We start from the raw sequence: 15840 nt of genomic DNA, 5'->3' as shown, positions 1-15840 counted from the left end.
TTTTTTACCAATCTTCCGGCATCTTATCTGGATCGCTTACTTTAATATTCCATTTTTGATAATCATATTCTGCTGATACATAATATATACTAGAAGAACTGTCTTTTTTATTATTTATAGTAATAGCAGTTTTAAATATTTTGCTATTATACCCTCTGTTTCTTGTACTTAAAACAATATCAAAATCTGAAGAATTATCATCTATAATAGATACATTATATCCCTGCTTAGATAATTGTTTTTTAAATTCTTCTAAATTTTTTGAGAATACGTATTTTAAGCAATCAGCATCTGCTGATAAATTTACTCCTATTTTCAAATCGCTAATTTGATCTTTCTTTTTATCAAGAACATTTAATATTGTCTCGTAATATACTGTTTCAAAATTTCTAGGTTTTCTTATAAATGATAAATTTTGAAGTATTATATCATCTAAATTATTAGAAACGTTAAAAACTGTATCATCATCATAGAAATTTCCTTCTTTTTTAACGCCAACAACATAATTATACTTTCTAATTTCGTCTCCTATATGAACTTCAAAAATATAATCAGGATCATACTCTGATTTCTTATCAACCTGCTTGCCGTCTTTAAGAAGTCTATATATATCATCTATAGCTTTTGTATCAGTTACTATAAATCTAAAGCCAGTATCCCTTACGTTTTGTATTACTATTTCATCCACCTTATTCTGCTTCATGTAATCAAACTGATTATTAATAAGACCAAGCTTAACTCCTATATTATCAGAAATGCTACATCCAGAACATGTTAAAGAAAAGCTCAATACTACTGCTATTAAAAAGCTAATTTTCCTTTTCAACGTTCTTCATCTCTCCCTTAAAAATATTATTAGTACTTAGTTTGAATAGAATAGCTCCAGCTATAAGCGTAATTATAGCAATAAATTGTGATGTTGATAAAAATCCTATATTTCCACGCATATCATCTCTAAATATTTCAATAATAAATCTTCCTATGCTGTATAGAATTAAATACATACTTAATACTTTTCCATTATTCTTTTTTCTTCTAGAAAAGAGCATAAGAAAAATACCTAAACTAAAATCAAACGCAGATGAGTATAATTGTGTAGGAATAAGTGGAATACCAGGTGGATAAGCTAGAGAATTCTGAGGAAATACAACTCCAAACTGTGATGTTGTAACTTTTCCATAGCAACATCCTGCAAGAAAGCATCCTATTCTTCCAAAGCCCTGAGCTATAGCAAGTGGAGCTGCTATCATATCAAGTATTTCAAAAATATTCCATGATTTTCTTCTGCAATAAATATAAATTCCGAATATTCCTCCGATTATTCCTCCATATACAACAAATCCATTTCCTATATTAAGAAGAATAGATGGATTTTTAATTATATCCTTAATTTCTGTAATTATAAATAAAAGTTTTGCTCCAATCATCCCAAATATGACTGTAATAATTATTATGTTAAGAAGACTATTTTCATCATAATTTTTCTTTTTTCCTTTACTTATAAATATAATTGAAGCTACTATGATTCCTATTGCAATCATAGTTCCATAACCTCTTATATGTATACCAAATATATCAAATAAATCAGTTTTCATCTTTCCCCCACATTTTAAGCATTAAGGAGAAGCCTATGCTCCTCCTATATACCATAAATTATAATACTTATGCTTTATATTAGCAAACTTTATTTACTACTTTGCAGTTTCAATTATTGCACTAAAAATTGATTTTAAATTTTCTCTATAAGATGATTCTTTAACATTAAAAATGACTTTTAATATTTTGCCATCCTCGACAGAAACATAATAACTTTCATTCGTAAAATCATATCCGTCTTCTATGCTTGTCTTGTATTCAGAGATGACTCCTGAATTGCTTTCATTTTCAAATGGAAGTATCTGAACATCATAATAATTAAGAGTCTGATTAGATGTATCATTTTCAGAAAATGAATTTAAATTTTCTACGCTTTCTATAAGCTCAACAGAACCTGTTATACTTGTACAATCATCCTTAAAATTCATTTTATATAAGGAGTACTTTGAAGATTCTGTTTTATCGTAAGTTTCCCATTCTAAAGGCAATGAAATAAAATGCTTTCCCTCATCAAAAGTATACTGCTTAAAACATGTAATCCCATTGCTTATAAGTGCAGCTTCTTTAAAACTTTTATTAAAAAAGACCTGGACAACCGACAGAGTAAACATTAACATTAATAAAACAGTTGTAACTATAAGCTGTTTTTTATTCATGTATATTACTTAATTGGAACTACTATATTACAAGTTTTATAATCATAAAACATAATCCAATATCCTTGATTTCTCATGTTCTCTGTCCATGTTACAAACCCTGTTTTGCCATCATATGGCTGATCACTCTTATCTTTGCATCCAGGAATAGCATAAAGTATATATTTTAGTTCTCCATCATCATCACATTTAAGTCCTAATAAAAAATGCTTATATTTTTCAATATAAGGATAATAATTTATCATAGGATAATATGCAAGTACATATTTATCTTTATTGTTTTTATCATATAAGTCTTCTAACTTATTAACATCAACTTTATACCATTTGCAATAATTTATATCTTTAAATTTACAGTCTGATTTTGTGAAAAGTTCTGCTATTGACTCAAAAAAATTCCCGTCTTTCCCACATATATTAAACTTATCATATTTTCTCTCATCGTCTTCAGGTTCAGGAGAAACTATACTTCTTTCATAGTCATCAAAATCATCAAGATCGAGATTTAAATTTTCATTGAGTCTTTTACTCATCATCTTTTTTTCTTTTGAACTTATTTCTTTAACGCATTTCTTTATTTTACCATTGTCCTTATTTTTAACCATAGCATAAATAACGAAATTGCCTTTTTCATTTACACATACACTTATATTGGCAGTTTCCTCTATTTTAGAGAGTTCTTCTCTAATATGTTTTTCAATATCCACAGAGTTATCTTTTTTCTTCTTGTCTTTGCATCGTGTATCTGTAGTGGATATTACTGTCTCTAAAGGTTTCTCAGAAATTTGTTCTTCTTTTGGAGTTTCTTTTTTAATAATTTCTTCTTTTGGAGCTTCTTCTCTGACTTCATTTGATATTTTGTCAGAATCTAAAACATTAGGTTTTATCTTTGTTTCTTTTTGCTCCTCTTTATTAATATTTTCTTTTTTCCTTACAGGTTCTTCTTTTTTTATCTCCTCTTTAGGCTGGGTTTTTATAGCTGAAGGTTTTTCATAGAAAAATGACTCTTTAGATTCAGATTTTCTATGTTCAGAATAACATTTTATGACTTTGAAATTTTTCCAGTTCTCATTTACATCCTGTCCATTAACAAAGCCATACATTATATAATTTGCAAATCCTCCATCTTCTTTTAAAATAGCAGCACCTGTTATCTTGTCATATGAAAGATTTTCTCCTCCAATGCTACTAGAAAAATACTCACTTGAGCTTTCTCCTTTTCCATTTTTATCAATAGGAAGACTTCCAAGCGAAAGAAGATTTCTGTTATCCTTTTTACTACAGATAAGAATCATTGTATATTTTTCTTCAGGATTTAAATTTTGAACGTAGAAAGATACCCTGCACTTCTCTCCTTTTGCTTCAACCTTCGCATATCCTGATAAATCTTTGCCGTCAGCTGTTTTTCTATTGGTTTCATTAGGCTGTAGTATTATAAAATTTCTATATAATTTTGTATGTGACAATTATAATTTCCCTCCACATATATTCTTTCGATATAATATATGCGAAAGTGTAAATTTTATGATTTCATGTCATAAATAACATCTGCAATTTTTGCAAATTCATCAATAGATAATGTTTCAGCTCTCCTTTTAGGATCTATTTCTGATTTTTCAAAAGCAAGTTCAAGATTTTCTTTTGATAATCCTATATTTTTTAAAGAATTTCTCAAAGTTTTTCTTCTCATATTAAAGCCGCATCTAACAATATCAAACATTAATTTTTCATCTCTAACATTAACCTTTGGTTCTTCTAATCTTTCAAGCTTTATTACTATAGAATCAACTTTTGGTCTTGGAATAAAGCATGATGGTGGAACTCTTTTTATTATCTCAGTATTGCAATAATACTGAACAAAAACAGAAATTGAACCATACTGTTTACAATTAGGAGCAGAGTTAATTCTTTCTGCAACTTCTTTTTGAACCATTATTGTAAGAGATTTAAAATTATATTTTTGCTTTAAAAGATTTATAATGATAGGCGTTGTAACATAATATGGAAGATTAGCTACAAGCTTTACGCTTTCTTCATCTCCTATAAGCTCATTAAAATTAACTTTAAGAGCATCTTTATGTATAAGAGTAAAATTATCTCTATCTCCAAGTTCTTTATTAAGTATAGGAATAAGAGAACTATCAAGCTCTATTGCAATAACTTTTTTAGCAGCATCTAAAAGTCTTGATGTAAGTGTTCCTACTCCTGGTCCTATTTCTATTACAGTATCATCCTTTGTAAGATTCGCTCCCTCTATAATAGCATCAAGTACAGTATCATCTGTTAAAAAATTCTGTCCTAGACTTTTTGAGAACTTGAAATTATACTTTTTTACAAGTTCCGCAGTTTTAACATCATTTATATCCATTATTCAATACCTTCCTTAATTATGTTTTCATTAACTATAGATATAGCATGTGTAAACTCTTCTGGTGTTATTCCATAATTGTTTAATCTCAAAACCATCTGCGACGCATTTCCATAACCTATTCCAAGAATTTTACCAAATATTTCTCTTCTTCTTTTTGAACTGCTACATCCTGCAAGTTTAAAATAATACATATCCTGCATATTAAAAAATGATTTCTTCTCTTCTGATGTTATTTTTGCCTGCTCAAGTGCATCTAATATAACTTTAGGACATGCATTTTCAACACCTATATCACCATTTTTTAATCCATCTTCTTTTGCAATATACGCATGTTTTATTCCTTTAACTCTTTTAGAAATTATTCTTCTTATCTTTTCGCCAGCAAAATCAGGATCAGTAAGAACTATAACTCCTTTTCTCTTTTGGGCTTCTTTTATTCTATCTATAACCTTTTTGTTTATACCAAATCCACCAACTGCTATAACTTCAGCATCTATTGCCTTTTTTACAGCATCAATATCATCTCGTCCTTCTACTACTATTACTTCTTTTATCAATTAGACTTCATCCCTTCTAAATTGTACTAAACTATTATTTATTGTACCCTAAATCTATATAAAAAAGAAGAGGAGAAAAAAAGTGTGTCTTTAAAATCATAAAAGTAAAATAAAAAACAAGCTACCATAATGGATTAAATTCATCCCTATGCTAGCTTGTTTTTAAAAAAATCTATTAAATTTTCTTATTTATCTGTCATTTATTCAAGTGATAGCTTAATCTTAAGCTTTACCATTCTCCAGGGTAAGCAAGTATTAATACTGTAACTGGTTTTCTTCCCCACTGTACAGTTTCACCATAACTATTAAAATATAAATCTATTATATTTCCTTTTATAGCACTTCCTGTATCTGCGGCAACTGCATATCCGTATCCATCAATATAAACCTTACTTCCTAATGGAATTACTGATGGGTCAACAGCAATTGTACTCATTCCATTTACATTTCTTATAGGTGTTCTGCCGGTCTTTGTGCTATAGCCTCCACTATAAGCTGTCGCTTCACAGTTTAATTTTCTCTTATAAGCTACGCTCCCAGAACCTCTGCTCACATAAACCTGTCCTGTTCCTTGAACAATTACCTTATTAGTAGGTTCTACTATTGTCTTAGTGCTTTTTACTTCTTTAGCGCACTCTTTTCCATCTTTATAAGTAACTGTATAAGTTATCTCTTTTTCTCCTGAAGAACCTTCCTGTTTAACTTTATTTACTGTAGAATCAAGCTTTGAATCTTTTTCAACTACTGTATCAAAAGCTATCTGCTGTTTTTCTGTAACTTCTTTTTGTTCAACCTTTGTGAGTTTAACGCTCATATCATCAACAATTTCTGAATCTAATGATGGAGTAATTTCATCTTTATCTTCATCAAAGTCTACTCCTTTTTCAGAAAGCTGATCTAAGTTATTCATTAGCATATCTTTAACTGTATTTTCTGCTGTATTTACTGTATAAGATTCTCCATTTGCCACTATCTCTACTGGCTTTGCATTCTTAACATCAATTACACACTGCTGTGCTACTTTTGTCTTAAGGGATGGCTCCACTTTATCATAAGTGCCAACATTTACTCCTTTTTCTAAAAGTACATCTTTAACAGTCCCTTTATATGTCACAAACATTTCTTGTTTTCCGTCTAAATTTAATATTACTGTCTTTCTCAAATTAATAATTACTGCTGATGTCATTATAAGTACTGCAGCAACCGCAACGCTTGTCCCTAAAATGAGTCTCTTTTTTGGACTGTTAGAAAAACTCGTCTTAATTTTTCGAGTTAAGTCATTTAATTTTTCTACCATAATTCTCCTCCTTTTTTAGTAAGAGCGCATATTGAATTATACCTTAAATGTAAACAAATTGTCAAATTTAAGGCTAGTCAATATGAATTAACCATAGCTATAATGCCTATTTGCAGGTAATAATGGTTAACGTATAATACTTGATATAAAATAAAATTATAATAGCATTTTTGTGATAAATTAATTATTTATAATCAAAATTATGGTATAGTAAATTTATTCTGTAAACATTTATATTTTACCTTTTATTCCCTTTTTAATCAAGCTATAAAAATTGCTATTAAACTGCAAATTTGCCTTATATGGATCAATATTCTTGATCTCGGCTATTTTTCTAATTATAAATTCAATATAGTCTGATTTATTTCGTTTTCCTCTATTTGGCTCTGGTGACATATATGGGCAATCTGTTTCTACAAGTATTTTTTCAAGTGGAATTTCTCTTGCTACATATACTGCTTTTTTAGCATTTTTAAATGTAACTACTCCTGTAAATCCGATATAATATCCGAGCTTTATACACTCTTTAGCAAATTCAACACTTCCAGAAAAACAATGAACTTCTCCTGTAACATTTTTAAACTGTTTCATTATATCAAGAGTATCTTTATGTGCATCTCTGTCATGAATAATTACGGGCATATTTAGCTTCTCTGCAAGCTGCATCTGTCTTATAAAAACTTTCTTTTGTATTTCTTTTTCAGGATTTTCTTCATAATGATAATCAAGCCCAATTTCCCCTATCGCAACTATTTTATCATTTTCTTTTATCATATTTTCTATTTTTAAGCATACGTCTTCATTCATCTCAAGTGCATTTTCTGGATGAATTCCAAGTGCTCCTAATATAAAATCATATTTTTTTGTCAAAAAATCTACTTTATCGAGGCTTTCATATGATGAGGCACAATCTAAAATTTTACTCACACCATTTTTCTTAATATCTTCTAAAACTATTTCTCTGTCATCGTCATATGCTTCATCATCATAATGTGCATGGCAATCTATAATATTAAATTTATCCAAAATATCTTTTCTCCTCTTAAAAATTTAATTATTAATAATTTTGACATTATTATGTCACTAAATTGACATAATAATATTATATTATAATACTTGTAAAGTAGTTAAAGCATTATTATTTACCCCTTAACCATTATTAATGGTTACAGACCATCAATCTCCCCTAAGGTTGATGGTCTTTTTTTATTTTTCTATCTTACAATGCTTCCTGATTCTATATCTCCAGGATTAACAGCACATAATTTACTATCATCATCTGTTGCAGCACATAAAATCATTCCTTGTGAAAGTTCTCCTCTTAATTTTACAGGCTTTAAGTTAGCAACAAGTACTACATTTTTTCCAACAAGTTCTTCAGGCTTATAGAATTTTGATATTCCTGAAACTACCTGTCTTTTTTCATCTCCAAGCTCAACTGTAAGTTTTAATAGTTTCTTAGCTCCTTTAACAGGTTCACATGCAAGAACTTTTACTACTCTTAAATCGAGCTTTTCAAAATCATCTATTGTTATTTCGCTCTTTATAGGCAATATTTTTTTCTTTGGAGCATTTTTCTTTTTAAGTTCTTCAAGTTCTTCAAGCTTCTTTTCAACGTCTATTCTTGGGAATAAATTTTCTCCCTTAACTACAGATGAGCCTTCTTTAGTTCCATTAAATTCTTTTAATGAATCCCATGAAATATTTTCTGTATTAATCTGAGCATTTATCTTTTTAGCTGTGTCTGGTAAAAATGGTGAAACCATTACTGAAACGAATCTTAAAGTTTCTAAAAGATTATATAAAACTGTTCCAAGTCTCTGCTTTTTATCTTCATCTTTAGCTAAAATCCATGGAGTTGTTTCATCAATATATTTATTAGCTCTATCTATAAGCTCAAAAATCTTAGTCATAGCTTCTGGAATATTAAGCTTATCTATACTCTTTTCAACTTCAGATGGTGTCTTAAGTGCAAGATTTATAAATTCATCATCTAAATCTTCTCTAAATTCACCTGATGGAACTTTTCCTCCAAAATATTTTTGAACCATTGCAACTGTTCTTGATACAAGATTTCCAAGGTCATTACATAAATCAGAATTAATCTTTTTTATAAATACTTCATTAGTAAATGAACCATCAGCTCCAAATGGTACTTCTTTTAGAAGATAGTATCTTACAGCATCTGCTCCAAATTCATTTACAAGAACTACTGGATCAACCACGTTTCCTTTAGATTTAGACATCTTTTCTCCAGCTGAAAGAAGCCATCCATGACCAAATACTTTCTTTGGAAGTGGAAGTCCTAATGCCATTAACATAATTGGCCAATATATTGTATGGAATCTTAAAATATCTTTTCCTATAAGATGTACATTTGCAGGCCAGTATTTATCAAATAAAGAGGTATCATCTTGAGCATATCCTAATGCTGTTATATAGTTTGATAATGCATCAATCCATACATATACAACATGCTTTGGATCAAATGTTACAGGTATTCCCCAATTAAAGCTTGTTCTTGAAATACATAAGTCTTGAAGACCTGGTTTTAAGAAGTTATTAAGCATTTCATTTTTTCTTGATTCAGGCTGAATAAAATCAGGATGATCTTCTATATATTTTATAAGCCTATCTGCATACTTACTCATTTTAAAGAAATAAGCTTCTTCTTTTGACTTTTCAACTGGTCTTCCACAATCAGGACACTTTCCATCTACAAGCTGTGTATCTGTCCAGAATGATTCACATGGAGTACAGTACCATCCTTCATAAGAGCCCTTATATATATCTCCCTGCTCATAAAATTTTTCAACTATTTTTTGAACAGCTTTTACATGATAATCATCCGTAGTTCTTATAAATTTATCATAACTTATGTTCATAATCTTCCAAAGATCTTTTATTCCAGAAACAACTTCATCAACATGCTGCTTTGGAGTAATTCCTTTTTCTTCAGCTATTCTTTGAATCTTTTGACCATGTTCATCTGTTCCTGTTAAAAACATTACATCATAGCCTGTTAATCTCTTGAATCTTGCAAGAGCATCTGCACATACTGTAGAATATGTATTTCCTATATGAAGCTTTGTTGATGGATAATAAATTGGTGTTGTTACATAATATGTTTTCTTATTCATTTTGTTCCTCCTAATTTTTCATTTAAAAAAAGTCTCTATATGGATTTTTATCCATATAGAGACGTATTATACGTGTTACCACTCTACTTTTTTATTACTTCACAGTAATAAACTCATTAGGTGACAATCATCACCCTGCATTTTAACGGCTGCTCCCGTATCTTTCTTACAAAAAATCCTTTGCTCAAAAGATAAGCTCAAAGACCATCTTCATAAAATTTCAATTCGCTGATTTTCAGCATACATCAGCTCTCTTATAGAATATTCATCTTACTACTCTTCTTTTCATAGCTTTTATCTTTACTAAATTATTATACTATTTGTATATTTTTTATGCAACATTTTACTTGTCTTCTAATGTCACATTATCAACTGGTTTACCTACAAAGTAAACAAATGCAAAGATGATAAGAATATCAACAGGAAGAATTATTGCTATTGGCAAGCCAAGTCCTGCTGGTATATATCCAAATAATACTGTTATTACTGCAACACTTAACGCATAAGGAAGCTGTGTACTAACATGTTCCATATGACTACATCCTGCTCCCATAGATGAAAGTATTGTAGTATCTGAAATAGGTGAACAATGATCTCCAAAAATTGCTCCAGTTAAAACTGCACTTATGTTTACAATAACATATCCCATATCTGGTGAAATTGAAAAAGCAAGTGGAATTGCAAGAGGCATTAATATTCCCATTGTTCCATATGCAGTACCTGTTGCAAATGATATTATTGCACCAAATATAAATATGATACTTGGGAGAATAAATGCAGGCACTGTAGTAGAAAGCTTTGATACTAAGAATGTTGCAGTTCCAAGTTCTTTTATTACTGAACTTAATGACCATGCAAGAATTAATATTACTCCTGTTATTGCAAGAGTTTTCATTCCGTTTACCCATGAATCTATTGCTTCTGAAATAGTTAAAAGTTTTTTCACTACAGCCATTATTATTGCTACTATAGATGCAAATAAAGCTGACTGAAATAGTGCTACCGATGCATCAGATGCACTAAATGCTTCTCTTATAGCATTAAATGATGATGGTGCTGTAAGAAGAAGTGTCTTTAAAGTTTCATCTTCGCCTGCAAGGATTGCTGAATATCCACTATAATAAAAACTTGCAAGTGCTGAAAAAATTAATGCTGCAATTGGAATTATTGCATTCCATATGCTTAATTTTATTCCCTCTTTAGGCTGATCTTCAGTAATTGTTGTTGAAGCTGCAGCTTCTTCTACTGCTTCTTTTTCTGATAAATTTTCCTGTCTATTTCTACTCTTTATTTCCGCTTTTCTCATTGGTCCAAAATCTCTTAAAAGAATAGATGTTATAAATACAAAAACAAGTATTAATATATTATAAAATCTGTATGGTATTGTACTTAGGAATATACCAAATGAATCAACGCTTTGTCCTACCATATCAAAACCGTCTTTAATAAGTCCAAGTTCAAGTCCTATCCATGTAGAAATAAACATAATTCCTGCAACTGGTGCTGCTGTTGCATCTATGATAAACGCAAGTCTCGCTCTTGAAATCTTTAATTTATCAGCAACTGGTCTCATTATAGGTCCTACAATTAATGAGTTCGCATAATCATCAAAAAATACAAGAAGACCTAAAACCCATGTGATTATTTGAGCACTTCTTGGTGTCTTTGCTTTTTTTGCAAGACTTTCTGCAACGGCTTTTGCTCCACCCATCTTAGTAACTATACCAATAACTCCCCCAATAACCATAACTTGAAGTACTATTCCCGCATTCCATGGATCTGCTAATGAATTAAGCGCTCTTTGTACAAAGTCTAAAAAGCCCTGAATAAGTGCATAAAAAATATTTCCGTCTGTAAGTTTTACCATGAAACATCCTGATAACGCCCCAATAAATAATGATGTAACAACATTTTTTGTTATAAAAGCTAAAACAATTGCAATAAGTGATGGAAGAATCGTAAACCATCCGTAATGTGATGCGTTTTCTACCGCTTTCTCTGTTTCTTCAGCAAAAACTGGCGTACATACTAGCATAAATGCCATAAACGTCAAAAGAAACAGATTCATTCTTTTCATTCTTTTCATTTTTTTCCTCCTATAGTTTAAAATATCTATTTTTTATCGTCTTTAATCTTTCTACTTTTTATAATAGAAATCAATAAAACAATAGTTAATAGTGTCGAAATTATATATCCTAAAATTCCAAATATTGATACCCCTTTATATAAAGGTTTTACATTAAAGCTTACTATTAATGATGATGATAATATAAACGCTGCAGTTAATACTCCTATTGTAATTCTATTAACCATTTTTCCAACTTCAGATAATAGATCTCGCATTTCTTCAATATTTATATTTATTCTGGATTTTCCTGCTGAAGCTTTAATTAAAACTTCTAAAATTTTAGGGGATATTCTCATACTATCCCTTAAAAATGAATAAAATTGCAACAATGTATCTTCTGATATTGCGTTTTTTAATATTATATCATGATTTTCGGTTCTTATATAATTCATCAGAACATTTATTATTTCAGTATTAGGTGCAGTTTTAGCTACAAGCCCCTCAAGGAGGATTAATGCCCTTACAAGACATATCAGCTCATTTGGAAACTGCATATTATTTTTTTTCCCTATATCAATAATTTCTCTTAAAATTACTGATATTTTTATATTATTAATAGAAGAACACATGTATGTATCAAATATGTATGATATTGAATCATAAAGATCTGCCTTATTTACTTTTCCTCTCTTTATTCCTATAGATAGTATAGATTCTGTAAGCTTTATCTTATCACGAAAAGCAGCTGATACAATAACATCATTAAGCCATTTTTTGAGATATGGACTTAAAACGCCCATTATTCCAAAATCAACAAAACATATTTTATTATTATTTATTAATATGTTTCCCGGATGAGGATCTCCGTGGAAAAAGCCATCCCTAAACACCTGTCTGCAGTATGATAATAATAAATTATTAATTATATCATTACTATCATATCCATTTTTCTTTAATGTGTCTATATCATCTATTTTTATTCCATTTATTTTTTCAAGTACAATGACTTTTTCTGATAAAATATTCTTTTCTACAGAAGGAACATAAATATATTTTATATCTTTATTAAGTTCTTTAAATTTTTCTGCATTTTTAGCTTCAATTCTAAAGTCAAGTTCCTTTTTTATAGAATCATCTATTTCTTTAAGAACTCCATTAGGATCAAAAAGAAATAGATCTGATTTCATTCTTGATTTTGTAAATTTTAATATCCTTATAAGTATAGAAATATCTATATGCATATTACTCTTTATACCTGGTCTTTGAATTTTTATAACAACTTCTTTTGAATTTTTAAGCCGTCCTTCATAAACCTGTGCAATAGAGCCTGATGCTATTGGAGTTTCATTTATATACTGAAATTCATCATTTACATCTCTTCCATTTAAACACTCTTCTAATACATTTGTCATACTGCTGAATTCCTCTTTAGGCGCCCTGTCTTGGAGTTTTGATAATTCATCAGCATATTCTTTTGGAAGAATATCTTCTCTAGTGCTTAAAATTTGTCCTATTTTTATAAAAGTTGGTCCAAGTTTTTCAAATGCACACCTTAAATTTGATGGAGATTCTTTATCTTCTTTATTATTTTGGTCATATATATATCCAAATCCATATCTTGCAAATACCTCTACTATTTCTTTGAATCTTTTAACTGATTTATATCTGACCATAAGTGTACATACTCCTTTCAACTTTTAAATTAAAATTTTCTGTCTTTCATAAATTCTTCTATATCATTAACTTCCTTTATCATATCTTTAGTAAGTACTTCACAGCCATCTTTTGTGACGAGTACATCGTCTTCTATTCTTATTCCTATTTTCTCTTCCTCAATATAGATACCCGGTTCTACTGTAAAGACCATACCTTCTTTAAATGTAAACTTTCTAAACGGAGGTTCACTATCATGTGTATCAAGTCCTAGATTATGTCCTATACTATGCCAATAATATTTACTTACATCTTCTATATTATCTATTAATTTAAGCTTTATGCATTCCTCTGCAATTAATTTTTTAGACCATTCATTTAATTTTTGATAATCGAGTCCTGGTTTTATTTTCTTTATAACAGCTTTATTAACTCTTAAAACAGCTTCATAAATTTCTCTCTGCCTTTTAGAAAATTTTCCGTTTATAGGGAAAGTTCTACTAATATCGGCATCATAGAGATTATATTGTGCACCAAGATCAAATAAAATAAGCTCACCATCTTTAACTTTAGAATTATTTGCATCATAATGAAGAGTTGCTGCATTTTTTCCTGATGCTGCTATAGTTTTAAATGCAAGGTCTTTAGCTCCATTATATTTACATTCAAAATTAAAATATGACTCAAGCTGATACTCATAAAGTCCTTCTTTAGCATGTGTCATAAGAGATTTAACACCTTTTATTGTTATCTCTATAGCTTTTCTCATTTCATTTATTTCTTCTTTTGATTTTATCATTCTAAGACACGCTATTTTGTGAAATACATTTCTTATCTGAACTTCAGGATAAATATTTTTTATCTCTTTTGAAAAATTATGAGCCATATCAAAAATATTTTCACTTAAATTATCATTTAAATCAAGATATATATTCATTGTGTCTGAAGACTTTATATATTTTTTTATAAATCCATCAAATTCGGACATATATGATACATCATCTATCCCTGATATTTCTCGTGCCTCATAATCTCTTAAAGTTTTTCCTGTCCAAGCTTCTTGCTGTTCATTTATATCATGCAAAAATAACTTTTCTCCAGAGCATTTATTAATTCTATATAAAACAAATATATGATTTTCTTCTGCAATTCCTGTAAGATAATAAAAATTTCTGTTAGGAGTATAAGCATAAAATTCATCAGCACTTTTTTTAGGTGCACTACCAGAAAAAATTACAGCTATAAAATCACCATCAATACTTTCTAAAAGATCTTTTCTATGTTTTTCTAATATACTGCTTTTCATTGTATTCATCCTTTCTATCTTCTTTTTATATAATACTCCTATTCTATTTCAAAATAAATAAACTAATTACTATTCCTGCCATTATTATGGCTGTAAGGTCTGCACATAATGCAGCCCATAAAGTATGCCTTATTTTCTTTACCTTTACCGAACCATAATATATAGAAATTGTATAAAATATAGTCTCTGTTGTTCCCATTATTATTGATGCAATAAGACCAACTCTTCCATCTGCTCCAAAAGTTTTTATTATGTCTGTAAAAACTCCCATAGCTCCACTTCCAGAAAGCGGTTTTATAAGTATAAGTGGTACAACCTCTGATGGAATATTTATAAGTTTGCATAAAGGTGCCATAAAACTATTTACTTTTTCAAGAAGTGATGCTTCTTTGAATATCCTTACAGCAATAAGCATAGCTAAAAGATACGGAAAAATAGCTAGACACACCTTAAGTCCTTCTTTTGCTCCCTCAATAAACCAATCGTATACCTTTGCCCCTTTAAACATACCATAAGTTATGATTGCTATAAAAATAATAGGAATTATACTTTTAGATAAATAATTAAACATATATCCACCTCATATTTTAAAAATATCTCTGCATTATCTTGCAGCATATAATCCCTACAATTGTTGAAACAAGAGACGTAATTATGGCTGGCAAAATAATTATTCCTGGATTAATTGAATTACATGCAGCTCTTATTGATATTATCGTAGAAGGTACAATCTGCACACATGTAGCATTTAAAATTAGAAATAGTACCATATCGTTTGATGCAGAGTCTTTATCTTTATTAAGCCTTTGAAGCTCCTTCATTGCTTTTATTCCAAATGGTGTCGCTGCATTTGCAAGTCCAAGCATATTTGCTGTAAGATTCATAACTATACATCCAAGAGCTTTTTTATCATGTGCTGCATCTTTAAAAATTCTTTTTAAAACCGGCATCATAGCTTTTGATAATTTTTCGGTAAAGCCACTTTTTTCTGCGACTTTCATGACACCGCACCAAAAACACATAATTCCACACAGTTCTATAATGAATGACACCGTACCTCCAGAAGATTCAATTATAGCTTTTGAAATATTTTCTCCATTTCCAGAAACAACTCCAAACAGTATTCCAAAAAAGACAAGTCCAAAAAATATATAATTTATCATAAAGTATCCTTTCGCATTATACATATTATTGTT

The 15840-nt window shown here is 29.5% G+C and carries 14 protein-coding genes and 1 other annotated feature; all 14 genes read right to left on the bottom strand.

Going from position 1 to position 15840, the window contains the following annotated elements; translation table 11 throughout:
* Positions 1-4: 4 nt before the first annotated feature.
* Positions 5-826: a hypothetical protein gene (locus MTX53_RS00575; protein WP_244834253.1), complete on the bottom strand. Its 822-nt coding sequence runs from the start codon at positions 824-826 to the stop codon at positions 5-7.
* The gene (locus tag MTX53_RS00570; protein WP_244834252.1) at positions 810-1595 is read right to left on the bottom strand and encodes a prolipoprotein diacylglyceryl transferase; all 786 of its coding nucleotides are present in this window, start codon (positions 1593-1595) and stop codon (positions 810-812) included. Before MTX53_RS00570 ends, MTX53_RS00575 begins: the two co-directional genes overlap by 17 nt.
* 96 nt (positions 1596-1691) lie before the next feature.
* A complete protein-coding gene (locus MTX53_RS00565) occupies positions 1692-2252 on the bottom strand; it encodes a hypothetical protein (RefSeq protein WP_244834251.1) in 561 nt (186 codons plus the stop codon).
* A gap of 5 nt (positions 2253-2257) precedes the next feature.
* The gene (locus MTX53_RS00560; RefSeq protein ID WP_244834250.1) at positions 2258-3718 is read right to left on the bottom strand and encodes a hypothetical protein; all 1461 of its coding nucleotides are present in this window, start codon (positions 3716-3718) and stop codon (positions 2258-2260) included.
* Positions 3719-3774: 56 nt separating this feature from the next.
* The gene (gene rsmA, locus MTX53_RS00555) at positions 3775-4620 is read right to left on the bottom strand and encodes a 16S rRNA (adenine(1518)-N(6)/adenine(1519)-N(6))-dimethyltransferase RsmA (protein ID WP_244834249.1); all 846 of its coding nucleotides are present in this window, start codon (positions 4618-4620) and stop codon (positions 3775-3777) included.
* On the bottom strand, positions 4620-5180 hold the full coding sequence (rnmV, locus tag MTX53_RS00550) for a ribonuclease M5 (protein WP_244834248.1): 561 nt from the start codon (positions 5178-5180) through the stop codon (positions 4620-4622). The genes rsmA and rnmV overlap by 1 nt, the downstream gene beginning before the upstream one ends.
* Positions 5181-5409: 229 nt before the next feature.
* Positions 5410-6477, bottom strand: a complete 1068-nt coding sequence (locus MTX53_RS00545; protein WP_244834247.1) for a 3D domain-containing protein — start codon at positions 6475-6477, stop codon at positions 5410-5412.
* 231 nt (positions 6478-6708) lie between these two features.
* Positions 6709-7506 (bottom strand): TatD family hydrolase, encoded by a 798-nt coding sequence (locus MTX53_RS00540; protein WP_244835434.1) that lies wholly within the window; start codon positions 7504-7506, stop codon positions 6709-6711.
* Between the two features lie 185 nt (positions 7507-7691).
* A complete protein-coding gene (gene metG, locus MTX53_RS00535; protein ID WP_244834246.1) occupies positions 7692-9617 on the bottom strand; it encodes a methionine--tRNA ligase in 1926 nt (641 codons plus the stop codon).
* 54 nt (positions 9618-9671) lie between these two features.
* Positions 9672-9915, bottom strand: a binding site (T-box leader).
* A 45-nt stretch (positions 9916-9960) separates the two neighbouring features.
* Entirely contained in the window at positions 9961-11703 is a 1743-nt protein-coding gene (locus MTX53_RS00530; protein WP_244834245.1) for a Na+/H+ antiporter NhaC family protein, read from the bottom strand.
* Positions 11704-11729: 26 nt separating this feature from the next.
* A complete protein-coding gene (locus MTX53_RS00525) occupies positions 11730-13358 on the bottom strand; it encodes an AarF/UbiB family protein (protein ID WP_244834244.1) in 1629 nt (542 codons plus the stop codon).
* A gap of 29 nt (positions 13359-13387) precedes the next feature.
* The gene (locus tag MTX53_RS00520; RefSeq protein ID WP_244834243.1) at positions 13388-14644 is read right to left on the bottom strand and encodes an aminopeptidase P family protein; all 1257 of its coding nucleotides are present in this window, start codon (positions 14642-14644) and stop codon (positions 13388-13390) included.
* A gap of 43 nt (positions 14645-14687) precedes the next feature.
* Positions 14688-15215 carry a nucleoside recognition domain-containing protein gene (locus MTX53_RS00515; RefSeq protein WP_244834242.1) on the bottom strand — a complete coding sequence of 176 codons (528 nt, stop codon included), beginning with the start codon at positions 15213-15215 and terminating at the stop codon, positions 14688-14690.
* 16 nt (positions 15216-15231) lie between these two features.
* Positions 15232-15807, bottom strand: a complete 576-nt coding sequence (locus tag MTX53_RS00510) for a nucleoside recognition domain-containing protein (protein WP_244834241.1) — start codon at positions 15805-15807, stop codon at positions 15232-15234.
* Between the last annotated feature and the right edge of the window lie 33 nt (positions 15808-15840).

This window comes from Clostridium sp. BJN0001 (assembly GCF_022869825.1).
In the GTDB taxonomy this organism is placed as follows: Bacteria; Bacillota; Clostridia; order Clostridiales; family Clostridiaceae; genus Clostridium.
Note: the sequence above shows the minus strand (reverse complement) of the source record. Positions and strands in the feature narration are given on the sequence as shown.